Origin of the sequence: Methylophilus rhizosphaerae (assembly GCF_900100975.1) — a bacterium.
Classification (GTDB): domain Bacteria; phylum Pseudomonadota; class Gammaproteobacteria; order Burkholderiales; family Methylophilaceae; genus Methylophilus; species Methylophilus rhizosphaerae.
The window spans coordinates 282,393-309,270 of the sequence record NZ_FNFX01000001.1; the positions used below are offsets into that span (position 1 = coordinate 282,393).

The window sequence follows — 26,878 nt, forward strand, 5'->3', positions numbered from 1 at the left end:
CTCAATGGGGCCTGGCTCCATTGGTTATTCGTTCTGCGGTGCCTGATCAATCCGGTTCGAAATGCCAGTTCAGGCTGAACCAGACACCACGCGGCGCACCAGGGGCCAGGAAGTTGGTCATCAGCCAGTCGTTGGAGTTATGGTTGTAACCATCCGGGCCAATGGCACCATTGATACTGGGGGAAAATGGATTGCGGCCCAGGCGCCCGGCGCTGAAATATTCCTTGTCAAAAATATTGTTCACAATCATGCTTGCCGTCCACTCCTTGCTGAGCTTGTAACTGGTCTGAAAGTTAAAGAACATATAGCCAGCAACCTTGCCGGGGTTATTCGTGACCGGTCTGGCAATGGGTTGGTTATTAGCGTCCAAATCATAGACAGTCACCCCTTTCTGATGGTCATTGTTTTCGTTGCCACGTAAGAAGGCTGAAGAATGGGCCACAGCTGACAAGCCTACCTGCCAATCGGGAGTCACATCATAGCTAAGGCTGGCATTGAAGTTATGCATGGCCACGCCTGGCATGCGATCACCAGGTTTGACTTTGATGCGCCTTGCCGTGTCACCTACATCGTAGACGCATTGACCTGATGAATTGCAGTAGGGGTCAAGCGTGGAGCTGCTGTTGTCATCAGCCGCCATGGTGAAGTTGCTTTCAAAGGTGGCATCGGTCAGCGCATAGTTGAGGCGCATCCTGAACTTGTCATAAGTGGCGGTCAGCCCTGCCTCCAGCCCTTTCCTGCGGGTTTTATCAATGGTGTCAAAGAAGGTACGGTTACCCGGGTAACTGATCATGTAAATATCGTCCTTCAGGTCAGTTTGATACACTCCGAGGTTCCACTCTATATTGTCTGTCCATCTGCCGCGCATGCCCAAATCAATCGTGGTCGCTTTAATCTGGGGTAAATAAGGGTCGCCGGACAGCGTGGTTGGTAAAGAGCAGGAGCGGTTTTCAATAATGCTCTTTTCAATATACTTTTGTGTACCATCTGGATTAAGTCCATTAGGAATCATGGTCTTATCAAATGCGCAGCCTAGCTCAATCACGGAAGGCGTTCTGGTGCCCTGTGCCCAGTTACCGTACACATTGAGATTTTCCTTAGCTTGCCAAGTGGCGCCAAAAGAAGGGTTCAATGAGTAGTAGCTGAACTTTTCCTTTTCTGCCGGGTGCAGCAGGTTGGCAACATTCGGCACGATATATCCGGTGGTAGGACATACCCCATTCACGCACACATCATTGTAATTAGGATATGCCTGGTATTGCGCCAGATCCCAGACAAATGTGCCGTAGGTGCGTGACGCAATCCTGTTTTGCCCATGGGTTTCGTTATAGCGTGCGGCACCAGTAATATGCAGCGTCTCTACCGGACTCCAGGTTTCGCTGAAGTAGATACTTTTTGTGATCTGTTTGCCGTCAAAATTGTTGTTACTGATTTCCTGGCTGGCAGCGGCATATTGGTCACGAATTTCATCCGGGGCCAGATAGGCATTGCGCTCGGCATCCAGCATGCCCAGCATCTGGCCACTGGTATAGGTGGCCGAAGGCGCATCTATCGACATGCCCAGCATGAACTTATGTTTAGGGAAGTTCCAGTTGAACTGGATAGACGCTCCATCTGTGATCTGGTCAATCTGGGTATTGGAAAGCACGGCGGTGGGTGTGCCTTCCACCACGCCTTGAGAGCCGGGGCCGGTACCATAATAGGCGCCATCGACGGTCTGTGGCGGCGATCCCGGCGTCCCCGATACCGGGACGGACAGGGCGCGCAGACCCAGATCTTCCGGCTTGGTGATATCGCCGTGACACACGTCTCCATTGACCGGCGAGCGGAACACTACGATGTGTTTGACGCCGACCCCGTCACCAGGCGTATCGTCGCCAGCGGCCAAGGTATCCGGGCTGTACCAGTAGAACGAGGTCATGCCGCTGATCAGGGTATTACCCGGATCATTGATCTGCAGCGCGGAAAGCGTGGTGACGGATTCAAAGTAGTAGGAAAGATCACCGCCGGAATAGCTGGTAGTGTCGCCGTTCGGCACTTCCTGCCCCAACCCCTCACCGCCCGGGGTGAAGATATTGGTCTGCTCGAAATTCTTCTGCCGCTGCAGATTATCCAGCGCCCGTGCCAGAAACTGCGGGTTATCAATCGGGGCGTTGATGGCGCTGGACGGCAGGCTGGCAAAGGCGTCGTTCACCGTTGGGGCAGATAAAAATCCGCTGAGTACGGGATCCGCGAACAATGCGCCCCAGTCGCCATTCGGCACGTCAAGAATGGCATAATCCGGCAAGCCATATTTGTTGGTACTGTTAAACAAACAGGTAAACTGCTCACCTGTAGCCAGGTTTCTTTTAACCTGCTGGTTGCCAAACTCGGTATAAACATCCGCCCCCAAAGATTTACGCTTGCTATCCCGACGATAAGCCTGGGCAGTGATCGTAAAGTTATCATTCACAAAATAGCTACCAGATAACTGGAACTGGGCCAAGCGGTTCTTGGTGGTGTCTGGTGAGGTGTATACGCCGTTCCTGTCCTGACGGTACATTTCATTTGGCAATAAACCATTCCCCACCAGGTCATTCCCGACAAGCAGTGTGCTCAGGTTTAAATCCAGCTTGTCACCGCGATAGCTGGCTTTGCCAAAAAACTGGTTGACCTTGCTCGGTGAGTTTTCACGCCAGCCATCTTCCATAAAGAAATTACCAGCCCCAAATAACCCGACTGTGCCATTATTCCAGCCGCCTTCTAGCTGTAATTGCTTGCGGCCAAATGAGCCGGTCAGGACATTCGCATCGACGCCCGCATTGTTAAAGCCATCCTTGGTTTTCAGCGCAAATGCGCCCCCGAGCGTCCCCAGGCCAAACACAGGGTTAGAGCCAGGGAACACATCGACACCGGCCAAGGCATTCATGGGCATCATGTCCCAGTTCACCACATCACCAAACGGTTCATTGACACGGATACCATCAAAAAATACAGATAATCCTTGTGGCGTACCAATCTGCGGGCCGGCAGTAAACCCGCGGTACTGCACATCCATTTGGAATGGATTGCCCTGGTAATCATTGACGGTTACCGACTGCAGTTTTTTATTCATCAGGTCCGCAATACTTAATGAATGAGAGTCTTTAATCTCCTGGGCAGAGATACTTTGCACGTTGCCAGGAATCTCTTCCTTGGTCAGCCCCAAACCAGGTAACGGACCGATTTCATAAAAACGTTTGGCACGTACTTCGACTTTATCCAACTGGACACTTTTATCTTCAACTTTAGAAACACGCTGGATATAAAGCGTCTGGTCATTCAGCCTGGCTTCAAGCCCGGTATTCACCAATAACTTCTGCAAAGCCTCTTTACTGCGCATGGTGCCACTCAAAGCAGGTGCCTGTTTATCTGAAACCAGATTGTCGTTATAGGTAATATTCAGGCCGATTTTTGCGCTGAGCGCCTTGAGTGAGGTGGCCAGTGGCTGGGCGGGCAGATTGACGGTTATTTTCTGCGACAGGACAATGTCTTCATCAGATTGTGGCAGGCTGGTATTGAGTTCTGCCGCCTGTAACGTGGCGAACCAGGCATCACCATTGGCAAAACATGCCGCAATCGCCACCCCCATCATCAGTTTTATAGATTTTTGCATCAGGATTTCCTCGTTATTCCTTGGCTTGTTACTGCCTTAATGCACGAGAAACAGAAATCCTGATATGCCGATTGCAAAAAATTGTTAGCAACCGGCGCTGATGTGGCCCATTAATTGATTATTTGTCTGGACTGACAGTTTCAAGCAATGTGCCTGCCGTCGTTTGGCGGACACGGACATTGGCGATACGTGGCAGCGTGGAAATAAAGTTATTGGTATCTTTCACTGTCACCACGGCACTGATATGCTCGGTGGATAGCCCATCCGACATGACTGGGGTCGGGTTATACCGGCTCAGTGTTTCTGCAATTTCCGGCAGGTCCGCCTGGTTAAATACCAGGGTTCCGCTACTGAATCTAAAATAATCCTGTGCCGATACATTGCGGCGTGGCTGCAAGTGGTTTTGTTTAAACTCTGCCACCTGGTTATTTTGCAGAATGATCTTCTCCGGTCCGGTTTTGGAAACCACCTCCACCTTGCCATGATCCACACTCACCCGTTCCAGACGACTGAGTTTGTTGACGGCAAAACGTGTGCCTAATACCGTCACTTTCATACGGTCGGTTTCCACCACAAACGGTTTACCCGGATCGCGCTGCACCTCGAAAATGGCTTCCCCTTTCAGCAAGGTGATATGCCGCTGATGACGGTAATATTTCACTTCGATTTGCGTGTCGGCATTTAATGTGACATGGCTGCCATCTTCCAGCATTTGCGTGATCTGTTGCGCCCGCGTGGTTTGGGAGGCCAGTTGCAACGTTGGCGTGGCCTGCCAGGTGTGATATTGCTGGTAACCTGCCCAGCCGACAAACATCAGTGCAACACAGGTAGAAACAGCGCCGGCCACTTTGCGCACAGCCTTCTTGCGCTCGCTGCGTTTAAAGAACACATCCGCCTGCCTGCCTTGCGCAATAGCCTGCAACTCATTCACCGAATCAATGCCCTGCCAGGCATCACTAATGCTTGAATACTCTTGTTGATGTAGCGGGCTTTGCATCAGCCAGGCTTCAAACTGGCTGCGCTCAGGCGCATCAGGCGCAGCCTCCTGCATGCGGATAAACCAGCGGGCGGCAGTTTCACTGATTTTTTTCTGCGCAGTCATGGTTTATTTGAGAAATTGTTCGCGGGCAGCACGGATATCAAGCAAAGCGCGGATCAGGTGGCGCTCAACCATGTTGAGGCTGATATTCAACTGGCTGGCGATTTCTTTCTGGGCGTAGCCCTCGATGCGGTACATGACAAACACCTGCCGGCACCGTGGCGGCAAATCCTGGATAATCTGGGTTACCAGTTCCAGGCGCTGTTTGATATCTGCCAGATGCTCGACTGATACCGTAAAAGGCTCTTCAAGATCGGCCTGTTGTTGATAGTCAGCAAAATAACTCTCTCTACGGTATTGCTCAAGTAACAGATTCTGCACAATCGTGCGCAAATAAGCATGCGGCTCATGTGCGCGATTCGGACTGGAAGTCAGGGCAAACCTGAGAAACCCATCATGCAGAATATCGCTGGCCATATGCTGGCACCGCGTTTTACGCCGGATACCAGGCAGTAACGTCGTATATGCCCAATGTAAGTTGATCCCGTGCCAGAACATTTTGCTTCACTATAAATGGCTGTTCCCTTTACATAGGCAAAGATCGTACCGGCAAAAAAACACTTATCCATTTTTATGTAAGCGATTGTTTCATCATGACTTTTTGATTAACTCACTATGCGTCGATCAGTTAAAGCTGGTTGCAATCAACCACGATGGTCCAATTTAACCAGCAATATGTCAGCCTAATCAATCTGGCACAAAGTGCCAATTGAGGCTAAACCACACCCCACGAGGCGCTCCAGGCGCAACAAAGTTAGTGCTTAACCAATCACTGGAATTATGGTTATAGCCATCAGGACCGATAGCACCCAAAATACTCGGTGAAAATGGATTGCGCCCCAAACGACCTGCGCTGAAATATTCTTTGTCAAAAATATTGTTCACGATCATGGTTGCGGTCCACTCTTTATTGATTTTGTAACTAGTCTGGAAATTAAAGGTGGCATAGCCGGGCAATGTTCCTGGATTAGTCGTTTGTTGACGTGGTACCACTGCAGTTTGTCCAAAGCCAGTTGTCACTTCCCTATACATTGTTACACCTTGCTTATGTTCATTATTCTCGTTGCCTCGAGCATAACTACCAGAGTGCATCACTGCAGTAAGCCCTACCACCCATTTATCTGTCAGGTCATAGGTCAGATTTGCGTTCAGATTATGCAATGCCGCACCTGGCATACGATCCCCAGCTTTAACCTTAATCACTCCTCGACCTAAAGCAGGGATATAAAATGAGCTACTGTTATCTTCACTCATCATGTAAAAGTCATCCTGAAAAGTTGCATCCGTCAAGCTGTAGTTAAGGCCAAAACCGAGCCTGCCCTCTTTACCTGATAAGCCGGCCTCAATTCCACGGCGGCGGGTTTTACCAATAGTGTCAAAGAAGCCTTGACTATTACCTACTGCGACAAAATAGATATCATCCTTTAAATCAGTTTGGAAAGCGCCCAGATTCCAACGCATATTTTCACCAATCGTGCCTCGCATCCCGATGTCGTAAGTAGTGGCCTTAATTTGAGGAAGATAAGGGTCACCGGATAGCGTTGTAGGCAAAGTACACTGGCGATTCTCTAAAATACTCTTAGGAACCTCGTATGTACCCCCCTGACCATCGCTATAAAATTTGCCGGTTGGGGTGTGATCAAGCGCGCAACCGAGTTCAATTACACTTGGCGTACGCGTCCCTTGTGCCACATTGGCATAAATATTGAGATTTTCCTTAGCCTGCCAGGTAGCACCGATAGAGGGATTTAGCGAGTAATAACTAAATTTCTCTGTTTCAGCAGAATCCAGTTGATTATATAAACTTGGAAGCCTGAAATTCAAAGGCACATTGGAGCAATCACCATCGGGGCAAACAGCAAACTCACTTGGTATGGCAATCACATCCCCAATCTCATAAGCAAACAACCCACGACGGGCAGCAATTTTATTTTTGGTTTGTGTTTCGTTATAGCGGGCTGAGACATTGAAATGCCAATCATCTACTGGCGTCCAGGTTTCAGAGAAATAAACGCTCTTGGTTGTATTCGTGCCCGTGAAATTGTTATTTTCGATGGGAATAAAAGCACCGACAAATTGTGGATGTGCTTGTGCCGGGTCGAGATAACCATTTCTGTCTGCATCAAAAAATCCCAGACGTTGCGAATTGGTGTAATCAGCACTGGCAGCATCAATCGCAGCGCCGACCATGAATTTATGATGTTCAAGATTCCAGTTAAATTGAATCGAAGCACCATCAACAATCTGATCAATCTGGTTGTCAGTCAGGAGTGCAGTAGGCGTTCCCTGCACATATCCTGGTTGCCCTGTACCTGCACCATCAATCAGTTTAGGATCAATGCCATTTTGTTGATATAAAACATATCCTGGCGATGGTGCTCGTAATGATAAACAATTAGACTCATTTGTTGCTGGTAATAGCATTACATAGTTTCTGATTACGTCTGTTCCTGAAGCACCTCCGGCAGTATAAAAATAAGTTAAATCATTAAAGAGAATGCCGGAGCCTTGGCTATCAAATGTTTGAAATACATTGTCAAAATCACCGAGAAATGAATAGTCACCTGCAGCAGGATCAATATCCCCTCTACTAGGTGGAGGTGGCGGCGCATTTCTGTTGTAAGCTGCTTGTTCTGTAAAATTACTGTACAAGTTGAAATTGTAGCGATAAGTATCTACAAGCCCTTGTGATGTAATGGCAGCATTCAGATTACCAGAATAAGCAGTACGTAGATCTACACTTCCTGGAGCCCCTACATTTGTAATCACATCATTAAAAAAATTAGATGTGAATATATCTTCCCCTTGCGTAACATTGATGGGAATTACTAAATAGTCTGGCAACCCATACTGATTACTATTTGTAGTAGTTGTAAAAGTACAAGTAAACTCTTCTGCAGGAGTACCATTCGCAGGGTCAGCTGGCTTTGGCAAACGCTTAGCTGTTAGCTCATCATCCCAATTTGTCATGACATCAGATCCCTTCTGATGTCTCTTACTGTTTCTTCGGTATATCTGACCTGTGATAGAGAAAGTGTCATTCACAAAGTAGCTGCTGCTTAACTGAAACTGCTGAAGTCTGTTTTTAGTCGTGTCCGGGGAAGTAAACACGCTGTTTCTATCCTGTGCGTACATCTCGCTTGGAACCAAGCCATTGCCCACCAAATCGGTTTGTACTAGTAATGCGCTTAAATTAAGATCTAATTTATCTCCACGATAGCTAGCCTTTGTGAAAAGCTGGTTCACCTTACTGGGTGAGTTTGTGCGCCATCCATCTTCCAAGAAGAAGTTGCCTGCTGCGAAGAGGCCAACCGTACCGTTATTCCAGCCACCCTCAACTTGTAACTGTTTACGGCCAAATGAACCAGTGAGAATATCTGCATCTACGCCGGCATTATTAAAGCCATCTTTAGTTTTAAGCGCAAAAGCACCGCCTAAGGTATTCAGACCAAAAATCGGGTTGGAACCAGGAAACACCTCAACACTCTCCAGCGCGTTCATGGGCATCATGTCCCAGTTCACTACATCGCCGAATGGCTCATTCATGCGGATACCATCCAGGAAAACACTTAATCCCTGGGGTGTACCAATCTGCGGGCCTGCGCTAAAGCCACGATATTGCACATCCATCTGAAAAGGGTTGCCCTGATAATCATTCACCGTCACAGATTGCAACTTACGGTTCATTAAATCCGCTAAACTAAGCGAGTGTGCTTCTTTAATCTCCTTCGCTGAAATGCTTTGCACGTTGCCAGGGATTTCTTCCTTGGTTAGCCCTAGCCCAGGCAAAGGGCCGATCTCATAGAAGCGCTTGGCGCGGACTTCGACTTTATCTACCTGCACGGTTTTCTCCTCTTTTACCGCACGCTGGATAAAAATCTTTTCACCTTCGATCCGCCCTTGCAGGCCGGTACCATCCAATAATCGTTTAATCGCTTCCTTACGGGTCATGCGGCCTTTAATGGCAGGTGATTTCTTATCTACGATGAGATTGCTATCCACCGTTAATGACAAATTGGACTGGATGGAAAACTGGCGTAGCGCTGCGGCAAGCGGTTGCGCGGGCATATCCAGGTTCATGGGAACAGAGAAACCTTCGTCCGCCTCCTGGGGCAAGGCGGTATTGAGTTCTGCGGCAAGGGCTGCAAATTGAACTGGTACACTCAGGCCAATGAATGTGGCTAAAACCGTTTTTCTAATGGTATTTTTTTGCATGGAAATTCCGCCGGTGACAGATCTTGATAGAGGTGTAACCGGCGGAATGGCAAAATGCCTGATATGCAAAAGTTAAAAAGAAATGTAAAGAATCACCTGGCAGGTTTGATCACCAGTTGATCCTGCCTGTTTTCCAGCATGACGGGTACCGAGCGTGGTAAGGTCTGGATAAAGTCTTCAAGCTCCGACACTTTCAGTACGGCATTGACGCGCGGACTATCATCGCCAGGAAACCGCGCGCTGACAGCGGTCTTGCGGTAGCGTGAGACAGTCTCGGCCACTTCAGACATATCGGCACGGTCAAATACAATGTGACCGGTGGCAAAGCTGAAACTGTCTGCCGCATTACGATCAACCTTGGCAGGAACGGCGGTTGGTTGTGCAATCTCGGCCACTTCACCATCGTGGAGTATGAGTGTGTTTTCCGTGCCATCGGCACGCGCCACCTGCACACGCCCATGATCAACACTGATACGTACTTTCCTGTTCAACTGATTCACGGCAAAACGGGTCCCTAGCACCGTGACCTTCACCTGCTGCGTTTCAACCACAAATGGCCGCTCCGCGTCTTTGGTCACTTCAAAAATAGCTTCGCCGCGACTCAGTTTCACCAGGCGCTGATGGCGATAAAACACGATTTCCAACGCGCTATTGGCATTGGCGGTCACCACAGAACCATCGTCCAGCGTACGCTTCACAATCTGGGCAACTGCCGTGGTTTGTACTTGGGTGGAAAGCGGCGTGGCCTGCCAGTGCTGGTATTGCCGGTGCCCCAGCAGGCCCAGGCCAACACACACCAGCACCACCGCCAGGCCGGATCCCAGCCTGGACACTTTCTTGCGGCGGGTAGACTGCTCGAAATAAGCTTTCTGTGACAATGCGCTAGATAGCTCCTTCAGGCGTTCGGTGGACGTAAAATCATCCATGGTATCTGCAATGAGTTGATAGGCGGCCTGGTGCCGGTGATCAGATAACAGCCAGGCCTCAAACACTGTGCGCTCAGGCGCATCCGCCGCAGCCTCCCGCATGCGCATATACCAGCGGGCAGCTTGTTTTTTGATAGACTCGTCAGCCTTACTCATATCACTCGCTAATCAATTCACGGGCGCCGCTTAAATCCAGAATGGCGCGCATGACATGGCGTTCAACCATGTTTTTACTGATACCGAGCTTTACTGCAATTTCGGGGTGGGTATAGCCTTCCACGCGATACATCCAGAACACCTGACGGCAGCGTGGCGGCAATTGCTCCAGTATCTGCTGAATCATTTCCAGTCGCTGCCTGATGTCATTTAGTTGCTCGACAGACAACGCAGGGGCATCCAGCCATTCCCGGTTAAGTCCAATATCGGCCTCTAATGATAAAAACCGCTGACTGTTATGATAAGCATCGACAATCAGATTTCTGGCTATGCTCCGCATGTAGGCATGTGGCTCTTCCTCTTTGTGAGGGCTGGCAGAAACCGTATAACGAATAAAGGCATCATGCAAAATGTCTTTGGCAACATGCGGGCACGACACCTTAAACTTTATATAGCTCAACAGGTCGGTATAAGCCCAGTGCAGGTTAATTCCACACCACATCATTGTTTTTTCCATGGCAACCATGCCGCAAAATGCATGCCATGCCTGGGAGGTGGATAAATCCCCGCCACGTGGCAAAACAGGCGCATATCAACCACCACAAAGGCTGAAAACAACCACTCCTGGGTGTTTGTCAGTCAATCATGTTGCAGGAGAGGCTGGCATGCCTGCGCCGATGTCAGCCTCGGCAAAAAAATTCCCTGCACCCGCCGGAGGAAGCCAGCAAGTGCAGGGACAGGATAGAATTACCAGTCTTTTTGGGAAAAGGATCACTGATAATTCCGGGGGCAAAACGATTATTATTATTGTTATGCTTACTCCAGCTTGAAAGAGACGGGAATAGTGATACGGAAGGTCTTGCTTCTCAAGCTATCTTTCATCCCCAGTTGCTGTATGGCTTTTTTCACCATGCGCATGGCCTCTTCATCCAGCGGCACATGCTTGCTGCTTTCTGCCAGCGAAACCTGTGTCAACTCGCCGCGCGTGAACTGGGCAACTACAGTCACCTCGCCTTCCAGATGCCGCCTGATGGCAATGGTGGGGTACTGCTTGCTTTTGTTCACCAATGCACGCAACTGCTCGCCATAATCACCCCAGGCATCATTATCATTAGCCGTTAACTCATCGGATTCACTGTTGGTCCGTACACTGCCAGAGGTGGCAGATCGTGCCTCTTTCGCAGTCTGCTCTTCTGATGAATGCTGGTTTTCAACCGGGCTGGGAACTGAGGGAGCGGTAACCGCTGGCGCTGGTGCAGGTTCCACTTTAACCGGCTCAGGCTCGGCTTTGGCCTGTGTTTGTTCAGGTACCCGGTATTCCGCTTCATGATTAACCGGGGCGGCCAGCACCTGTTTCGGTGTCGGCACGGGGGTTGGCGTAACCACGGGCTTCTGTACAGGTTTGGGCGGTTCAGGCGGCGCAGGGGTTGATACCGGTTCGACTACCTCCTGTTGCCTGGCGGATGGCGCAGGTGCCTTGACAGAAAAGAACTCGATTTCCAGCCGGTCCGGCACATCTGGCAATCGCACCTGGCTCAAATGCGGGTAAATCACCACCACCAGCGCATGCAGTGCCAGCGACAATATGACCGCACGCCAGACCTGCGTATCATCCGCCCTCCCTGCATGCACGCCATGATTGAACGCCAAGCTGGTCATGTTATTTCTTTGACTCCGGCGACATCACAAAACTGAATTTGCTGATACCGGCGCGCTGGATAGCCGCCAGGACTTTGGCCACAATGCCATATTCGGCATGTTCATCGGCATAGATTTCCACTGCCGGGTCTTCCCGCTGTTTGAGGTTATCCAGGTCGGCAGTCAAGGTTTCCAGGGTCAAGTGTTCCTGGTCAAGAAACACATCGCCACCATCAGTGATACTGATATGTGCCGTTTTAGGCACCGTCACGGCCACCTCAGCGCTGGCCTGCGGCAGCTTGACCTTGACTGCATTCATCAGCAAAGGGGCAGTCACAATAAACACCGTGAGCAAGACCAGCATCACATCCACCAAGGGCGTCACATTGATTTCACTGACCAGGTCTTCCTGCTCTGCATCACCGAGGATCGCCATGGCCTTACCCTTCCATGCCAGACTGGGTCAGCAGGGACTGGAAACGGCTGGCCACCTGCTCCATATCCGCCCTATGCACTTTCTGCCTGCGCATAAAGTAGTTGTAAGCCAGCACAGCAGGCACCGCCGTGGCAATACCAATCGCCGTGGCAATCAGCGCTTCACCAATCGGGCCAGCAACTACATCCAGCCCGGCAGAGCCAGTGGCCGTGATGGTCTTGAGCGCATTCATGATCCCCCACACCGTGCCGAACAGGCCGATAAACGGCGCAGTAGAGCCGATGCTGGCCAGCACAGCCACCCCACCGTCCATACGCTTATGCTCTTCATAAGCCTGCTGCCTCAGGGATAACAGGATCACTTCCTGGCGCTCGTTCCGGCGCAACACCGAATTAGCCATCACGGCATTCATGGCATCCATTCCGGCATTGCACAGTCGCGCAAAACTGCTGTTACTCTTGGCAATCAGCTTGGGCAATTCATAGATGGTTCTCACCTGCTGCCATTCAGAGAGGAAATGATTGGTTTCATTGCGGGACTTGTACCACGCCCAACTCTTCATGATGATGATAGCCCACACCACTACCGAGAGAACGCCCAGCAGGTACAACACAAAATCGACAATGTCAGGTACTGAATCCACAAAAGGCTCCAAAAGAAAACAAATGATTCAAAACGCCCGGAGAGTCAGCTGATCAAAAACCGTCTCACGGATAAAAATGCCACTACGGGAATAATTCCCATACATTTAGGGAAATTTACGTATTCACCTCCCTACAATTGTTTAATCGCTGGGCGAGGCAAAACCCTGATGTTTTTAACAAAATTTTACAAATAAAAAGAGGGAGACCATGAATTAAGTGGAAAATGATCCTCTCAATCATGCATTACAAACTGAACATGTTGGTCGGTTTTGAGAGCGATTCTGCAAAAGTGGAGGGTATAACGTATATGTCAAATACGTCAGGAAAACTGGCTTTCATGCGTGAACGCCAGCCGGGGATAGCGATATTTCTTCAGACGGTATCACCCCCTACAACCCTCACAACGGGTTCCTGCCGGAGATTTCCTGGGGCACGTAGACAAAATACCACTCACCGTAATAACGCTTGTTGTTCAGGTGTTCCAACTCGCCGTGATAGCCTTTGGTTTTAAAGGGCGGTTTATCGGAAAGACTATAGATGCCCATGATGCCGCCACTAGGCGCCTCTACAATACCCCAGCCTTCGCGCTGGGTAATCGGGTCCAGGTAGGCTTTACGTAAATGCTGCCTGGGGGTGGCGAAGCGCTCGTCCTTGAGCAAGGCTTCAAAGCTGCGTGGAAATGTTTTCACTACTCCCGGCGTCTGGTTGTAATAGCGCCCGATGGCGTTCCGGTAAGCAATGCCGACCCGGATCAGTTCCTGCTCTCTTTCGCGCAGCACCTGGGTTTGCCAGCGCATGGCTGCTTGCGCCATTACCAGCCCGCTCAGCATGATCAGCATGAACATGCCAATCAGTACAAACCCTGCTTGTGCGGCAGCGTTCTGTGGCTGCCTACCAGAGCGCATACGGTGTGCCATCTTCCGAAACCAACGTCGAGCCGCTATGCACATCGAACACACTGCCCGATTCGTCAATATTCGGTGGCAGCGTGATCACCCAGGTATCCACGCGTTCGGTGACCGGGTCAGGAGGAATCGCTTTCAGGTATTGCCGTTCGACCAGCTCATCCAGGGTTTCAGGGTAGCGGTTCTTGTCACTGTAAAATTTATCAATGGCATCACGCATGGTGAGCAAATCATGCCGCAATGTGGTCTCTTTGGAGCGCTGTAACACATGCATGAATTTGGGGGTCACAAGGGTCAGCAGCGTGGCGAGGATCGCCAGTACTACCAGCATTTCAATCAGGGTAAAGCCGCGTTTCATGTGCTTACCATTCGCTGTAAGGTTGCTGGTTAAGGCCAATGCCCGCGGAGCGCGAAGAGACATCATAGACATCCTGCGCCATGTCATCCACTGCCCCGTCATAGGCACGGATACGCCAGGTTTGGGCATTGCTTGACTGGATATCGGAGGCAAAAGGATCACGTGGAATACGCCGCAGAAAAAACAGCCGTTTCTTTTTGGGATCCTGTGCATTCTGCACACCGGTGACCAGGATGGTTAAATTGGGCGGGTAGCCGCTACCATCGGCCACCTTCTTGATCAGCCCCTGGTCAACCGCATCTTTATACGCATCCAGTGCATCGCGGATCTGCCACAAGGCACGCTTGAGTTCACGCTCTTTTTCGCGCTTGCTGTTCAGTTGCACTACCGGGCTGGCCGAAGTCACCAGCAAGGCCAGCAGCGCCAGAGTCACCAGCAGTTCCACCAGCGTGAATCCCGCTATACGCAGCGATGAAAAGGGCAAGCGGTTCATACACTTCCTTCCCCTATTAAGGCTGGCTACTGCCAGTCTCTGTACTGTTCATGATCTGTGCGCCAAACCCGCCATCGTTCAGGACATTGCTGCTTTGCCGGGATTCCGGCGTCACCACCGGCGCTGGCGGGGTTGTCTCGGCGGCAGGGGCCGCACGCACATTGCCTGCACCCAGCGGATTGGCCGCAGCCGCCACGCCGGAAGGAATCAGGCTGTACACCGCATTGGCCGGGCTGATATTGTGCATGATACGTGGGGTAATCAGCAGCACAATTTCGTTCTTGCGCTTGTCCTGGTTATCATTGCTGAATAACTTGCCGATAATGGGCAGACTACCTAGCCCGGGCACTTTGCGGCGGACCTTCTGTTCATCGTCCCGGAACAGGCCCGCCAGGATCTGGGTTTCGTTATTGCGTAACTGCAAGGTGGTATTGGCGTTGCGGCTGCCTATGGTATAGGCGACCACGCCACTGCTGGTGGTCACCTGGTCGGTGATATTGCTGACCTCCATTCCCACCTTGATGCTGACCTGGTCCTGCATCTGGATGACCGGTTCCACATCCAGCTTGATCCCCACTTCGATATAGTTCACATTCTGGCTGACAAAGCCCTGGGCACTGGCCACACTGGTGAGTACCGGGATTTTGTCACCGACATGAATCTTGGCGTGGTCACGGTTTTTCACCCGGATCTTGGGGCTGGCCAGGAGATTGGTATCCGTGTCCTGATGCAGCAGGTTGAGCACAATGGCAGGATCATTAATGCTGAACACGCCCAGGTTACCATTGAAATTGCGCAGTTCGGTCAGGCTCAGGCTGCCCGGCTGTGGCTGACCGGCGTTCCCGATGGCATTGCCCTGTACCCCGACACCGATCTGGCTTGGATACTGGATCCCCAGGTTTTCCAGGTTGCGCCGGTTGATCTCCATCACCTCGACTTCGAGCATGACTTCGGGTTCATTCAGGTCTTGCGAGGCAATCAGTTTTTCCGCGACTTTAATCCTGTCCATGGTATCGCGGATCACCAGCGTATTCAGTTTCTCATCAATATAGAGGTCACTGGCGCGCAAGACCGTTTTCATCATGTTCAGGGCCCGCTTGGCATCCATGTGGGTCAGGTAAAAACTGCGTACAAACAGCTCTTCATACTGGGCGGCACGTGACATGGGGTAAATCAGCAAGGTATTGCTGTTCAGCACCTTCTTGCCCAGTTGGTGACTGGTCAGGATCACATCCAGTGCCTGCTCCACCGGAGTGTCCCGCAGCAACACATTGACACGGATGCCCTCGTTCAGCTCCTGGTCGAACGAAAAATTCAGGTCTCCCGCCTTGCCCAGGTACTCAAACGCACTCTTGATAGGCGTATTTTTCAGTTCAAGCGTGACTTTCTTTTTAAGTGAAGACTGCAGCGGCCGTACCACACCACTACGTTCGGATTTTTGTTGCTCCAGTTCCTCAAACAGTTTTCGCGCCTCGGCATGCGCAGGTTGTTCTGCCAGTATGCTGCGCAACGTGAATTCCGCACCGGCAAAATCCTCAGCCGCAATAGCGGTTTTTACCTGCGCAATCTGGGCATCATGCGCACGCGCCTGTTGCACTTTCTGCAGGCCATCTACCGCCAGCCGGCTATTGGGCGCAGCCTGCAATACCTGCTGATAGGCGCGGGTGGCATCATCATACTGCTGCGCCTCCCGCAGGTTATCCGCCTGCTGGACCTGTTTTTGCAGTTTCCTCTCCTGTAACAGCGCCAGCCAGTTCTTATATTGCGGCTGGCGCGGATTTCGTTCCACCAGCGGTTGCAGCAACTGGATGGCTTCATCCTCCTGCCCGCGGGCGGCATAAAGCCTGGCCTGCTCAAGGTTTGCATCATCCGCGGTATTGGCCGGCAGGTAACCGCAACCGGCTAACAGCAACCCCAATGTGCAGACGTGTACCCATTGCCTTTGTTTTTGCTTTAATTGTTTTTTCAAAACACTACCCCATCGTCCAGCCTGATTTCAAAACGCTCACCAGCATGCTGCAACACGACTTTTTGCTGGTCGAGTGCCGCCACCTGCCACCCTTCGGCAAAGCGGTCGCCTGCCTGTAATACATATTGCTGCTGGCCATCGGTCAGGAACACCCTCCAGCGACCACCTTCCAGTAACCGGCCTGCATATTGATAAGGGTTCACCGGGGCGGCCGGTGGCGGTGCCATCGCGGCTGCCCCCGGCATGGCCAGTGCCGCAAACAGATTGACGGCAGGCCCTTCTTCGCCGCTACCAGCCTGCACCGGTACAGGCACCGATGGCATCGGGGGTGCCGTGACTGGGCTGGCGGCTGACAAAGGCACGCTTTTTAGCGGAACGCGAGGTGATGTTGCAATCGCACTGTTCCCTGCGGACGGCTCATCCTGCCCTACCCACCAGCAGGCCAGCAATGTACCCGTCAATGCCACCCAGACGACCCAGCGCCGCATCACGATGCCCCTCGTTTACGCGTATACAGGTTGAACTCAATATAAGCCTCAATGCCAGGCTGCATGACATCGGTACGTTGCAATTTGAACTGGCTGAGCGCCAGGCTGGGATAGGCCTGCAATACCTGTTGCAGGAACTGCCTGAGTGGCAGGTATTCCCCTTTAAGTGGCAGTTTGATGCGTTGGACCTTCAAAGCGGCATGCTCCAGCGGCAGTACCTGGAATTCAGCGCGCTCAAACAGCATGCCCATGGCATCTGCCTGTACCAGGATATCCGCACTGATCTGGTCGGCCTGGTCTTCTGTCGGCCAGGTTTGCAATACTGTCGCAGCGGCAGGTGCTTTCATCTGTTCAGGCACTTGCACCTGTTTTAACGTGCGGGTGGCGGCGACATGCCGCGGTAATGACTGCAGGGCCTGCTGTAAATGCTGCTGGCTGAACCAGGTATAAGCAACCAAACCTAGCAATAACACGTTCACTACCAGCAACGCCGTCAGCCAGCGCTGGCTGAAAATACTGCGCTGCCACAGGAAAAGCAGGCGTTGCGTCAAAATATCCATCCTGCCTCCAGCTGTACGGTGGTCATGGCCAGGCCATTCACGTCGGTAGATTCACTGGCATTCAGCTTGACATCCGCCAGCGTGGCCTGCTTTTTCAAGCGTTCCACCAATGCCCAGCCCTGTTGGCGCTGAGGTGCCAGTACCGTCATCCGCAAGTGCTTATGCCGGGCATCCGGTGCCAGTTGCATCCAGTAGAGTTCGGGCTGGTGCACCTGCTCCAGGGTGGTTAATAACGGCAGCCAGGGCGTTTGTATAGATGCCTGGGCATCTGCCACCTCTCTAGCGACCGCCTGGCTCACTGTCCCCATATTGCCTGCCTGCCGTGGCATGGGTGGTTGCAGGGCAGCCTGCCGTGTACGCAATTGCTGTTGCAGGGCGGCATTACCGGTATCCAGCTGGCGATAAGCACCAAACGACCCACCTGCGCACAGCAACAGGACCAGCCCCCATACGAAGATCATGGGTGCAGGCAGGCGGCCATGGGCATGGTTAAATATCAGCGGCTGCATCAGGCCACCTTCCTGCGCAATAGCTGGTTAAATGATTCGCCCAATCCCTGCAACGGCTTGACATCGACTACGGTAAACGGCGCCAGGGTATCGCGGCTGATGCCGCTCAGCTGTGCATGCGGCAGATAAACCGGCAAGGCAGCGCGTTGCGGGTACATGACCTGCTCCCGCAACAAAACCTGCTGTAACGTCTGCCGCCAGTGCGCATCCACCGGCACATAACGAATGTGTTGCCAATCGCCATGTATAAGGCAGGCCAGCGTCAGGCTGTTTGATTCGCGGCAGACCACCCAGCCATCCTGCCTGTTTTTTTGCCGTTGCAGCATATGCAGCGCCTGGTTGGCCGCCAGCATCCAGGCTGGGGCTATCATTCCTGGCAGCAACTGGTATTCGGCGCACACACCCTGTAATTGGGTAATCAACGTTACCGGCAGTGCATTCACCAGCGTGTGCTGGCCGAAGCCGCCAGTGTGTGCTTCTATGTGCCAGTCCTGCATCTCCTGGCCAAATGCCTGCTGCAAGCCATGGCGGTAATAAGCCTGCCGGTCAGCCTGGCTGCGGATTTCACTTTGCCAGGGCAATGCCAGCCAGCGCGCATACTGGTTGGAAAGCACTACCACCACATGCCAGCGCTGCCCTGTCAGTGGCGCCAGCACATCACGCAGCGTTTGCCACAATATCTCCGGCGGCATGGCTTCCTGTGCATTGCCGGCCAGCGGATAACGCTGGTGCCCGATCAATTGCCTGGCCCTACCGGGCAACCATTGCCGTGAGAACATGAACACTTCCAGCTCATCACAGCAAATGACCAGCCTGAGCTCCGGTGCCGTCAGTGCCTGCCACCAGCGGCGGCTGGCTGCCGGGCGGCAATCAATGCCTGGTTCAGGATAGTGATGTAACACGATTAATCTCCTGCAAGGTGGTTTCACCACTTTGTACTAGCGCCAGGCCTGCCTCACGCATGGAACGCGTACCTGACTCGGCCGCCAGCGCCTTGATCTGGCTGATCGGTGCCCTGGATACAATCAACTCCCGCATACGGTCATCAAACAGCAATAATTCGGCAATGCCTTTTCGCCCCTTGTAGCCCGTGCCGTGGCACTGCCCGCAACCCTGCCCTTTTTTAAATGCATAGGTTTTCACCGTGCTGGCAGACAGCCCGGATTTCTGCAATAACTCAGCATCGGGCTGGTCATCCACCTTACAGAACGGGCAGATCACGCGCACCAGCCGCTGGGCCAGGATCACATTGACCGCAGACACGAAACTATAGGCATCCACGCCCATATTGGTGAAACGGCCTATCACATCAAATACGTTATTGGCATGCACCGTGGTCAGCACCAGGTGCCCGGTCAGCGCAGACTGCACGGCGATCTGCGCCGTCTCGCCATCACGGATTTCGCCGACCATGATCTTGTCCGGGTCATGGCGCAGGATGGAACGCAAGCCGCGCGCAAACGTCAGGCCTTTTTTCTCATTCACGGGGATCTGCAATACACCGGGCAACTGGTACTCCACCGGATCTTCAATGGTGACGATCTTGTCCTGGCCCTGGTTGATCTCGGAAATCATGCCGTACAAGGTAGTAGTCTTGCCGCTACCGGTGGGGCCGGTGACCAGCAGCATGCCGTAAGGCGCCTCCGCCTGGGCACGTATCTGGCTTAACAATGCCGGGGCAAACCCCAGCACCTCCAGGCTGATGCCCTGCGCTTCACTCAGCGCCTTGCGGTCCAGTACCCGCAAGACCGCATCTTCCCCCACCACGCTGGGCATGATGGACACCCGCAGGTCGATCTCACGCCCCAGCGCGTGCACCTTGCAACGTCCATCCTGCGGGATGCGCCGCTCGGCAATATCCAGCTCCGACATGACCTTGATACGGGAAATGGCCTGCTCCGCCTGCATTACGCCATTGAGCCCGCCTACTTCATTGAGTACGCCATCAATACGGTATTTCACGCGCAGGCCATGGATGGTCGATTCGAGATGGATGTCGCTGGCACCGGCCTTCAGTGCATCATATAAAGTGGAACGCACAAAGCGCACCACCGGGCTGCTGTCTTCGCTGATGGACTTGAGTGACAGTTCTTCCACCGGCACATCTTCTTCGCTGGCAACGCCTTCGCCCGTGTGCACCTGATCCAGCGCGCGCATTTGTGCCTCGTGGAACTGCAGGCAAGTGGCAATATCATGGCGGTGTGCCAGGCACCATTGCACCGGCAGGCGCACCCGGCTTTGTAAGCGTGTTTGCAGACCTTCATCAAACGGATTGGCAATCACCAGGTGCAAACAGCCAGTTTCTGCCTGCATCAATATGGCCTGCTGCGTGACCGCCTCGTTAAACCCCAGCAGGTCGAATACCGGCTGCATGGCATGCAATTCCAGCGCGTTCAGGATGGGGTAATGCATCAGTTGGCCGAGCGCCTGCACAAAGGCATCCGGTGCCAGGCCGGACAATTCTTCCAGGATCTCCATCAGTGGCCGTTTACTTTGAGCGGCCAGCGCTTGTGCCTGCGGCAATAGCTCAACAGCTAGTGGCGACATCGCTGCCTGCTGCGTCGGCAAATCCTGCATATTCATCCTATGGCCACCTTCACTCCCTGGCGCTGATTACTCGATCGCGCCAGCCAATTCAAAAATCGGCATATACATCAATACCACCACCAGCCCGACAATCAGACCGATCACCACCATCAATGCCGGCTCCAGCAATTTGCTAAGCCATTCAACCCGACGCGCAGTATCCTCATCATAAAAAACACCTATGCGCCCCAGCATCTCATCCAGCTGGCCGGACTTTTCCCCGACGCGCAGCATCCGGTTGGCAATCGAAGTCGTCAGCCCGTGAGATTCCATGGAAGAGGACAACGGCTTCCCCTCCCGCACCTCGCCAATCACTTTCTGCAACGCTCGTTGCAATTCCTGCGGCAGCAGAGATTGCACCATTCCCAACGCGGTCAGCAAGGGAATTCCTCCCTGTAACAACATACCCAGCGTGCGGTAAAAACGCGCCAGCTGGTAAATACGCAAAGCCTCTCCCAGGCTGGGGATTTTCCATACCTGCTGCATCACCCATGCCTTGCTGGCCGGGCGGGAGAACACCAGCCACAACAGCATTGCCATGCCCAGCGTGCCCATCAGCACCACCTCGCCATGGCCCTGCAGCAATTGTCCCCAGCGCAGCAACATCCTGCTGGCCCACGGCAGCTTATCGCCGCCACTTTCATAAATCGTACTGAACCGCGGCACGACATAACCGAGCAGGAACAGCACCACCAGCCCGCCAACCGCCATCAGCAAAACAGGGTAAATAGAAGCAGAAATGATTTTTTTGCGGATCGCCTCCACCTGCGCCTGGTAAGCCACATGGCGCCGCAGGGCCTGCACCATATCGCCGGTACGCTCACTGGCCCGGATCAGGGCCACATACAGCGGACTGAATACCGAAGGCTGCAACGCCAGTGCCTGCGAAAGCGGCAAGCCTTCGTACAAGGCAGTACGCAGCCTGGTCAGCACGGCACGTGCATGATCCTGCTGTTCTTTTTCCGCCAGGCCTTCAATCGCCTCAATCAGGCTGAGGCCGGATTCCAGCAGCGCCAGCAACTCCTGGCTGAACAAACTCAGGTTGAAGGTTTGCGCCTTGAGTGGCCAAGCAGGCAACCAGCGGCCCTGCGCCTGTCGCACCTGCAACACGCCATAGCCCTGGGCCTGAACCTGCTGGCAGGCAGACTGCCGATCCGTGGCTTCCAGCGTCAGCCAGCTGACCTGCGTCCCCTGCATGACCTTGAGTTCAAACTTCATGCCTGTGCGCTTCCTTGGCCAGGTTATTGCCAGCTGCTGATATCGCTGTCGGCATCCTGGCCGCCCGCCGTGCCATCGCTGCCCAGGGTCCACACATCGTAATCGCCGTGCTCACCTGGATAGCGGTATAGATACTGGCGCCCCCAGGGGTCAGCCGGCACGCCTTTGGCCAGGTATGGCCCTTGCCATTTCGGCTCGTTGTCAGGGTTGCGGTTGAGCGCTGCCAACCCCTGCTCGGTGGTGGGGTAATGCCCGATATCCAGCCGGTAAAGATCCAGCGCATGAGCCAGTGCCGTAATTTGTGCCTTGGCCGTCTTGGTCTCCGATTTACCAATCTGGGCAAAATACTTGGGCCCGACATACCCGGCCAGCAAGCCAATAATCACCATCACCACCAGCAACTCCAGCAAGGTGAATCCCGCCTGCCTGCCTTGTTTCAATCTATGTTTCATCTTCTTTCCTTATTTGCCGGGAATAAATAACTGGCTGACGCGGTTGAGCGCTTCCAGTGTCAGCAGGCCGCTACTGAACTGCAGATTGGCCCAGTCACTGATCAGGCTGTAATAAGCCTTGGTCAGCGACAATTGATTGGTAAACAGTTTTTGCTGCGCATCCAGCACTTCGTGATTGGTCTTAAACCCGGCCAGGAAACCTTTCTGGGTACCATCCAGCGCCACTCTGGCCGACTGGACCGCCTGCCGGTAGGCATTAATGGCCTGCTGCTGCGCCAGCAGGCTTTGGTAATATTTGCGCACATTGAACTCGATCTCGCGCGACTTGGCCGTCATGCTTTCTTCGCTGGCGGTCAAGCGGCTGGCACTCTGGCGCACATTGGCGTTGACATAGCCGCCGGCGAACAACGGTACATTCATCTGCAAGGCAATGGTGGTGGTATCAAAGCGCGAGCCCAGCGTATTGTTACTGTCGTTCTCGCTATAGGAGCGTATGCCGACCAGGTCCAGCGTGGGGTAATGCCCGGCCTGTTTTTTCTCTACATCTTTCCTGGCGACCTCAATCTCGGCATTAGCCGCCGCCAGTTCAGGGTGGTGTTGCCTGGCCAGCGCCAGCCAGCGATCCAGCGGATACTCAGCGCCCGTGAATGTATTGAGTCCGTCCACCACCAGCCCGGCAGACAACGGCGTAGCCACGCCCGTTAGTATCTGCAGGCTTTGCTGGTTGGAAAGCAGGTCATTCGCTGCCTGGATTTCCTCTGCCCTGGCCACATCCAGGTTCGATTGCGCCTCACTCACTTCAACCACGGTACCGCTGCCGTGGCGATAACGTTGCTCTGCCTGCTGCAATTGCTGGCTCACTGCCTCGATCTTGCTTTGCTGCAAACTGACCCTTTCCTGCGAATACAGGGTTTCCAGGTAAACCGACACCAGTTTGAGGATCAGCTTGGCATTCTCCTGCGCCAGCAAAGACTCCTGCTCACTGACATAGGATTTGGCACCACCATAAATGGCCATGGTTTCCTTATTGAACAAAGGCTGCCTGACGCTCAGGTTATAGTTCTGCAGGGTATAGTTCAGGTCGCTGTTGACTGCGCCTATGCTGGTTTGGGTCGTGCGGTCGGTGTCGCCTTTCCCGCGCATCAACCCCAATTGCACTTTCGGATAGAACAGCGCTTTGGCCTTGGTCAACTCTTCCCGCTCGGCTTCGGTATTGGCCAGCGCCGCACGGTAATCCGCGTTATGCGTCACCGCCAGCTGATACAGCGCATTCAGGTCTTCCTGCGCCTGCGTTTGCGCTTGTGTTTGCAAGGCCAGGCACGGCATCACACAGCACAGTACCGCATAGGCGTTCAATCTATGCCACATCCGCATAAGGAAACCCGGAATCAGTGATCTAGCGAGATGAAGTGCAAGGCGCACGGCACGCAGGAAGCAAGACAGTACATAGAGTACGGCTTGCTTACGAGTACCGCGCAACGCCGCAATTCGCTCGCGCAGACATTGATGACGTGTTTCCATTACTCTTCCTTCATCGAAGCTGCCAGCCGCTTGCTCAACGGATGCATCCAGTAACTCCACAGGGTACGCTCGCCGGTTTTGATCACTACCTGTACCGGCATGCCAGGCTGAAGCTGGCGACCATGCAATGTTTTCATGCCTTTTTCCGTGAGCACCACCCGGGCCAGATAGTAGCTCTGGCTGCCTTCCAGCGTGGCTGCAGGCTTGGTCAGCAAATCGCTGGAAACGGATTTCAGGCGGCCTTCGACCAGCAATTGCGGACTGTTTGAAAAGGTCGAGAAGCGGATATCCGCAGCCTGCCCGGCATGAATCTTGTCGATTAAATGGGGCGGCACCTGTGCATCAATAATCAGCGGCTCCCCTGACGGCACGATATCCATCAGCTTTTGTCCCGGCTGGATCACGGCGCCTACCGTATGCACCTGCAAACCCACCACCTGGCCGGCAGCCGGGGCACGTATTTCGGTACGCCCCAGTTCATCGCGCAAGGCCAGCAGTTTTTGTGCATCCGCATCGACCTGCAGTTTGACCTGGGCCATTTCCGCATCTATTTCTTTCTGTTCCAGCTGGTTACGTTGCGTGATCTGCTGTTGCAGCTCCATGATGGCGCGCTGGGTGCGGATGATATTCGCCTGGTTATTGGCCTTGTCGCCATGCAAGGCCGCAATGCGCTGTTCCAGGTCACTTTGCTGGTTACGCGGGGCATATCCCTCGGCTGTTAATGCTTTCAGGTCTTGCAACTGCGCCAGCAACAGCGCCAACTGGGATTCATCACTGGCCAGCATGCCCTGGTACCCTTCAATCATGGCCTGGTAGCCGGCAATGGACTCCTTCTTACCGGCGATATCGGCTGCCAGGGTAGAGGTTCTGGCAGCCAGCAGCTGGGTCTGGTTACGCATCTGCTGCCGGATCAGCGGGTCTTGCTGTAGCGCCAGTAAATCCGGGTGAAACTCAATCACCGGCTGATGCAATTGTTCGGCACGCAAGCGGTCTTCCTGCGCACGCAAGCCGGCATAGCGCTGGCGCACTTCCTCGTAGCGTGCCTTGCTGGCCTGTTCATCCAGCTTGAACAACACTTCGCCGGCGCTGACTTCCTGCCCTTCATGCACCAGCAGGCTGCTGACGATGCCACCGGTGAAATGCTGCACCACTTTGTGATTGCCTTCGACACTGACCTGGCCTTCGGTAGGCACCCCCTCATCCAGCGGAGCGAGTGAAGCCCACACCACAAAGCCGATCACACCCGCCAGCAAGATGAGAGTGCCTTTCCTGGTGCTGCTAGCATTACGGGCATAAGTTTCAATCGCATGCACATTGCCCGCTACAGGATTGGCATCGGGGTTGGCCATTGTCAAGCGCATGGGGACTCCGTAGCCACGCCTGGAGCAGTGGCATTCAGTTGGTTAAGGTAGACAATTCCCGCATCGCGCGGGCCATGATGCACGACTTCGCCGCGCTTGAGTACCAGCAAGTCATCCGTGACTTTCAGCACACCGGCACGGTGCGAGATCACCACAATGGTGGTCTGCAATTGTTTGAAGGCCTGCAACAGTTGCATCAGCATCGCTTCGCCAAACTCATCCAGGCTGGCATTGGGCTCATCCAGCACCAGCAAGGCAGGTTCCTTATAAATGGCACGGGCCAGCCCGAGTAACTGGCGCTGGCCGCCGGAAAGCGGCAAGCCCTGTTCATCCAGCCGAGTATCATAGCCCTGCGGTAACCGCAGGATGGCTTCGTGCAGGCCCACCCGCTGGCAGGCCTGGATAATGTGCGGGCTGTCCAGGGCGCCGAATCTGGCCACATTCTCGGCAATCGTTCCCTCCAGCAGAGAAACCTGTTGCGGCAGGTAGCCCACGCTATTCAATACCGTGCGCGCATTTGCCGCATTAATCGCAAGCTGGTTGATGTAGTAAGCCCCGCTATGCGGCACCACCCCCACCAGCAGGCGTGCCAAGGTACTTTTACCAGAGCCGGAAGGCCCCATGACACACAATACGCGGCCAGGCGCAATGGTCAGGTTCAGCGCATGCAGGATGCGCCGTGATTGCAACTCCACGCCGAGATTTTCCAGGATCAAGGTATAAGGCCGCGCCAAGGCCTGGGCTGGTTTCGGGTCAACGGCGATACGGCCCAGATTGAGCAAGGCCTGCAATTCACTGGCAGCCGCATTCGCCTGCAACCACTGCCGCCAGCTGTGCACAATCACGTCAAACGGTTGCAGGGCACGGGCAATCAATACATTGGAAGCAATCATGGAACCAAGGCTGAGCTGCCCCTGGATAGTCAGCCAGGCAGCCACGGCCAGCATCAATGATTGCATGGTATAGCGCACCCATTTGTTGACGAACTGGCTGCGGTCACTGGCAGCCAGCCAGGTATGCTCGGCCTGCGCCTGCTCGGACAATAATGCCTGCCAGCGCTGTCGCAGGGTCTGTGACATGCCAAGCACATGGCTGGTCTGCAGGTGCCTGACCTTCTGCTGGATAAAATAATCGGTCATTTGCCTGGCGACCTGTGCCTGTAGCGCCGGTGCCGCCACCACGCGCTGGTTCCAGACGGCCACACCGCACTGGATCAGGCAAAATACAATCGCGGTGCCGCCCAGCAGTGGATGCAAGGTAAACAACACTGCGATATACACCACGCTCCACGGGATATCCAGCATGGCAAACAAGCCCTGGCCGGTCATGAACTGCCTGACCGCGTTCAACTGCTGCAAGGCCTGGGCAGGCGGCTGGCGCTGCACATGATGCGGATCAAACACTGCCGCAAATACCTGCTTGCCATAGGTCAGGTCAAACTGCACGCCGGTCTTGATGGCATACAGGCTGCGCAGCCAGTCAGCGCCCGCCATCAGCAACAGCAAACCCGCCGCCAGCATCGTCACCGCCACCAGGGTCAGGGTGCTGCGGCTGAGCATGACCCGGTCATATAACTGCAACATATACAAGGTTGGCACCAGCATCAGCACATTGGTCAGCAGGCTGAGCCAGGTCATCTGTATAAACTGCGGGCGGAAAGGCCTGACCAGGGACCACCAGGCCCCGCGACTGAGTGATTGCATGACGGCG

24 protein-coding genes are annotated in these 26,878 nt (G+C 53.7%); 1 reads left to right on the forward strand and 23 read right to left on the reverse strand.

Annotated elements, in window-relative coordinates:
* Positions 1 to 46: 46 nt before the first annotated feature.
* From BLP53_RS01305 to BLP53_RS01330, 6 genes are all read right to left on the reverse strand, one after another.
* A complete protein-coding gene (locus BLP53_RS01305) occupies positions 47 to 3,610 on the reverse strand; it encodes a TonB-dependent receptor (protein ID WP_425412887.1) in 3,564 nt (1,187 codons plus the stop codon).
* 142 nt (positions 3,611 to 3,752) lie between these two features.
* On the reverse strand, positions 3,753 to 4,736 hold the full coding sequence (locus BLP53_RS01310; RefSeq protein WP_091468679.1) for a FecR family protein: 984 nt from the start codon (positions 4,734 to 4,736) through the stop codon (positions 3,753 to 3,755).
* 3 nt (positions 4,737 to 4,739) lie between these two features.
* A complete protein-coding gene (locus BLP53_RS01315; RefSeq protein WP_091468682.1) occupies positions 4,740 to 5,231 on the reverse strand; it encodes an RNA polymerase sigma factor in 492 nt (163 codons plus the stop codon).
* Positions 5,232 to 5,420: 189 nt separating this feature from the next.
* Positions 5,421 to 8,948 carry a TonB-dependent receptor gene (locus BLP53_RS01320; RefSeq protein ID WP_091468685.1) on the reverse strand — a complete coding sequence of 1,176 codons (3,528 nt, stop codon included), beginning with the start codon at positions 8,946 to 8,948 and terminating at the stop codon, positions 5,421 to 5,423.
* Positions 8,949 to 9,040: 92 nt separating this feature from the next.
* Positions 9,041 to 10,030 carry a FecR family protein gene (locus BLP53_RS01325; RefSeq protein ID WP_091468689.1) on the reverse strand — a complete coding sequence of 330 codons (990 nt, stop codon included), beginning with the start codon at positions 10,028 to 10,030 and terminating at the stop codon, positions 9,041 to 9,043.
* Between the two features lies 1 nt (position 10,031).
* Positions 10,032 to 10,535, reverse strand: a complete 504-nt coding sequence (locus BLP53_RS01330; RefSeq protein ID WP_245652566.1) for an RNA polymerase sigma factor — start codon at positions 10,533 to 10,535, stop codon at positions 10,032 to 10,034.
* A gap of 10 nt (positions 10,536 to 10,545) precedes the next feature.
* On the opposite strand from BLP53_RS01330, the gene BLP53_RS13470 reads away from it, so the two are divergent.
* Positions 10,546 to 10,860 (forward strand): hypothetical protein, encoded by a 315-nt coding sequence (locus BLP53_RS13470; protein WP_143001337.1) that lies wholly within the window; start codon positions 10,546 to 10,548, stop codon positions 10,858 to 10,860.
* Here BLP53_RS13470 and BLP53_RS01335 read toward each other — a convergent pair.
* The 17 genes from BLP53_RS01335 to BLP53_RS01415 all read right to left on the reverse strand — a co-directional run bounded on the left by BLP53_RS01335 (position 10,847) and on the right by BLP53_RS01415 (position 26,871).
* Positions 10,847 to 11,689, reverse strand: coding sequence for an energy transducer TonB (locus BLP53_RS01335; protein WP_091468693.1), 843 nt, complete (start codon positions 11,687 to 11,689; stop codon positions 10,847 to 10,849). The two genes, BLP53_RS13470 and BLP53_RS01335, sit on opposite strands and share 14 nt — an antisense overlap.
* A 1-nt stretch (position 11,690) precedes the next feature.
* Positions 11,691 to 12,104: an ExbD/TolR family protein gene (locus tag BLP53_RS01340; protein WP_091468696.1), complete on the reverse strand. Its 414-nt coding sequence runs from the start codon at positions 12,102 to 12,104 to the stop codon at positions 11,691 to 11,693.
* A gap of 4 nt (positions 12,105 to 12,108) precedes the next feature.
* A complete protein-coding gene (locus BLP53_RS01345) occupies positions 12,109 to 12,747 on the reverse strand; it encodes a MotA/TolQ/ExbB proton channel family protein (protein WP_245652567.1) in 639 nt (212 codons plus the stop codon).
* A 399-nt stretch (positions 12,748 to 13,146) separates the two neighbouring features.
* Positions 13,147 to 13,653 (reverse strand): type II secretion system protein, encoded by a 507-nt coding sequence (locus BLP53_RS01350; RefSeq protein ID WP_091468703.1) that lies wholly within the window; start codon positions 13,651 to 13,653, stop codon positions 13,147 to 13,149.
* On the reverse strand, positions 13,640 to 14,011 hold the full coding sequence (locus tag BLP53_RS01355) for a type II secretion system protein (protein ID WP_176755180.1): 372 nt from the start codon (positions 14,009 to 14,011) through the stop codon (positions 13,640 to 13,642). Before BLP53_RS01355 ends, BLP53_RS01350 begins: the two co-directional genes overlap by 14 nt.
* A gap of 4 nt (positions 14,012 to 14,015) precedes the next feature.
* Entirely contained in the window at positions 14,016 to 14,504 is a 489-nt protein-coding gene (locus BLP53_RS01360; protein ID WP_091468710.1) for a prepilin-type N-terminal cleavage/methylation domain-containing protein, read from the reverse strand.
* A gap of 16 nt (positions 14,505 to 14,520) precedes the next feature.
* Positions 14,521 to 16,473 carry a type II and III secretion system protein gene (locus tag BLP53_RS01365; RefSeq protein ID WP_091468713.1) on the reverse strand — a complete coding sequence of 651 codons (1,953 nt, stop codon included), beginning with the start codon at positions 16,471 to 16,473 and terminating at the stop codon, positions 14,521 to 14,523.
* Positions 16,470 to 16,961, reverse strand: coding sequence for a hypothetical protein (locus BLP53_RS01370; RefSeq protein WP_245652568.1), 492 nt, complete (start codon positions 16,959 to 16,961; stop codon positions 16,470 to 16,472). The genes BLP53_RS01365 and BLP53_RS01370 overlap by 4 nt, the downstream gene beginning before the upstream one ends.
* On the reverse strand, positions 16,961 to 17,521 hold the full coding sequence (locus tag BLP53_RS01375) for a hypothetical protein (protein ID WP_091468720.1): 561 nt from the start codon (positions 17,519 to 17,521) through the stop codon (positions 16,961 to 16,963). Before BLP53_RS01375 ends, BLP53_RS01370 begins: the two co-directional genes overlap by 1 nt.
* On the reverse strand, positions 17,509 to 18,030 hold the full coding sequence (locus tag BLP53_RS01380; RefSeq protein WP_091468722.1) for a hypothetical protein: 522 nt from the start codon (positions 18,028 to 18,030) through the stop codon (positions 17,509 to 17,511). Before BLP53_RS01380 ends, BLP53_RS01375 begins: the two co-directional genes overlap by 13 nt.
* Entirely contained in the window at positions 18,030 to 18,932 is a 903-nt protein-coding gene (locus BLP53_RS01385) for a hypothetical protein (RefSeq protein WP_091468726.1), read from the reverse strand. The genes BLP53_RS01380 and BLP53_RS01385 overlap by 1 nt, the downstream gene beginning before the upstream one ends.
* Positions 18,913 to 20,613, reverse strand: coding sequence for a GspE/PulE family protein (locus BLP53_RS01390; protein WP_091468730.1), 1,701 nt, complete (start codon positions 20,611 to 20,613; stop codon positions 18,913 to 18,915). The genes BLP53_RS01385 and BLP53_RS01390 overlap by 20 nt, the downstream gene beginning before the upstream one ends.
* Positions 20,614 to 20,643: 30 nt before the next feature.
* A complete protein-coding gene (locus BLP53_RS01395; protein WP_091468733.1) occupies positions 20,644 to 21,834 on the reverse strand; it encodes a type II secretion system F family protein in 1,191 nt (396 codons plus the stop codon).
* A gap of 23 nt (positions 21,835 to 21,857) precedes the next feature.
* Positions 21,858 to 22,286, reverse strand: coding sequence for a type II secretion system major pseudopilin GspG (gene gspG, locus BLP53_RS01400; RefSeq protein ID WP_091468737.1), 429 nt, complete (start codon positions 22,284 to 22,286; stop codon positions 21,858 to 21,860).
* 9 nt (positions 22,287 to 22,295) lie between these two features.
* On the reverse strand, positions 22,296 to 23,807 hold the full coding sequence (locus BLP53_RS01405; RefSeq protein ID WP_245652569.1) for a TolC family outer membrane protein: 1,512 nt from the start codon (positions 23,805 to 23,807) through the stop codon (positions 22,296 to 22,298).
* Complete coding sequence (locus BLP53_RS01410; RefSeq protein ID WP_245652570.1) at positions 23,807 to 25,168, reverse strand: HlyD family type I secretion periplasmic adaptor subunit; 1,362 nt, start codon at positions 25,166 to 25,168, stop codon at positions 23,807 to 23,809. The genes BLP53_RS01405 and BLP53_RS01410 overlap by 1 nt, the downstream gene beginning before the upstream one ends.
* Complete coding sequence (locus BLP53_RS01415; protein WP_245652571.1) at positions 25,159 to 26,871, reverse strand: type I secretion system permease/ATPase; 1,713 nt, start codon at positions 26,869 to 26,871, stop codon at positions 25,159 to 25,161. The genes BLP53_RS01410 and BLP53_RS01415 overlap by 10 nt, the downstream gene beginning before the upstream one ends.
* Positions 26,872 to 26,878: the final 7 nt, after the last annotated feature.

Excerpts from the sequence above, each read along its gene's own strand:
- BLP53_RS01315 (WP_091468682.1), bottom strand. The coding sequence starts at position 5,231 with ATGTTCTGGCACGGGATCAACTTACATTGGGCATATACGACGTTACTG.
- BLP53_RS13470 (WP_143001337.1), top strand. The coding sequence starts at position 10,546 with ATGGCAACCATGCCGCAAAATGCATGCCATGCCTGGGAGGTGGATAAA.
- BLP53_RS01360 (WP_091468710.1), bottom strand. The coding sequence starts at position 14,504 with ATGAACCGCTTGCCCTTTTCATCGCTGCGTATAGCGGGATTCACGCTG.
- BLP53_RS01405 (WP_245652569.1), bottom strand. The coding sequence starts at position 23,807 with ATGGAAACACGTCATCAATGTCTGCGCGAGCGAATTGCGGCGTTGCGC.
- BLP53_RS01395 (WP_091468733.1), bottom strand. The coding sequence starts at position 21,834 with ATGAAGTTTGAACTCAAGGTCATGCAGGGGACGCAGGTCAGCTGGCTG.
- BLP53_RS01415 (WP_245652571.1), bottom strand. The coding sequence starts at position 26,871 with ATGCAATCACTCAGTCGCGGGGCCTGGTGGTCCCTGGTCAGGCCTTTC.
- BLP53_RS01325 (WP_091468689.1), bottom strand. The coding sequence starts at position 10,030 with ATGAGTAAGGCTGACGAGTCTATCAAAAAACAAGCTGCCCGCTGGTAT.
- BLP53_RS01355 (WP_176755180.1), bottom strand. The coding sequence starts at position 14,011 with ATGAAACGCGGCTTTACCCTGATTGAAATGCTGGTAGTACTGGCGATC.
- gspG (WP_091468737.1), bottom strand. The coding sequence starts at position 22,286 with ATGAAACATAGATTGAAACAAGGCAGGCAGGCGGGATTCACCTTGCTG.
- BLP53_RS01305 (WP_425412887.1), bottom strand. The coding sequence starts at position 3,610 with ATGGGGGTGGCGATTGCGGCATGTTTTGCCAATGGTGATGCCTGGTTC.
- BLP53_RS01375 (WP_091468720.1), bottom strand. The coding sequence starts at position 17,521 with ATGGATATTTTGACGCAACGCCTGCTTTTCCTGTGGCAGCGCAGTATT.
- BLP53_RS01330 (WP_245652566.1), bottom strand. The coding sequence starts at position 10,535 with ATGATGTGGTGTGGAATTAACCTGCACTGGGCTTATACCGACCTGTTG.
- BLP53_RS01390 (WP_091468730.1), bottom strand. The coding sequence starts at position 20,613 with ATGAATATGCAGGATTTGCCGACGCAGCAGGCAGCGATGTCGCCACTA.
- BLP53_RS01310 (WP_091468679.1), bottom strand. The coding sequence starts at position 4,736 with ATGACTGCGCAGAAAAAAATCAGTGAAACTGCCGCCCGCTGGTTTATC.
- BLP53_RS01340 (WP_091468696.1), bottom strand. The coding sequence starts at position 12,104 with ATGGCGATCCTCGGTGATGCAGAGCAGGAAGACCTGGTCAGTGAAATC.
- BLP53_RS01350 (WP_091468703.1), bottom strand. The coding sequence starts at position 13,653 with ATGCGCTCTGGTAGGCAGCCACAGAACGCTGCCGCACAAGCAGGGTTT.
- BLP53_RS01320 (WP_091468685.1), bottom strand. The coding sequence starts at position 8,948 with ATGCAAAAAAATACCATTAGAAAAACGGTTTTAGCCACATTCATTGGC.
- BLP53_RS01380 (WP_091468722.1), bottom strand. The coding sequence starts at position 18,030 with ATGCAGCCGCTGATATTTAACCATGCCCATGGCCGCCTGCCTGCACCC.
- BLP53_RS01370 (WP_245652568.1), bottom strand. The coding sequence starts at position 16,961 with ATGCGGCGCTGGGTCGTCTGGGTGGCATTGACGGGTACATTGCTGGCC.
- BLP53_RS01335 (WP_091468693.1), bottom strand. The coding sequence starts at position 11,689 with ATGACCAGCTTGGCGTTCAATCATGGCGTGCATGCAGGGAGGGCGGAT.
- BLP53_RS01410 (WP_245652570.1), bottom strand. The coding sequence starts at position 25,168 with ATGCGCTTGACAATGGCCAACCCCGATGCCAATCCTGTAGCGGGCAAT.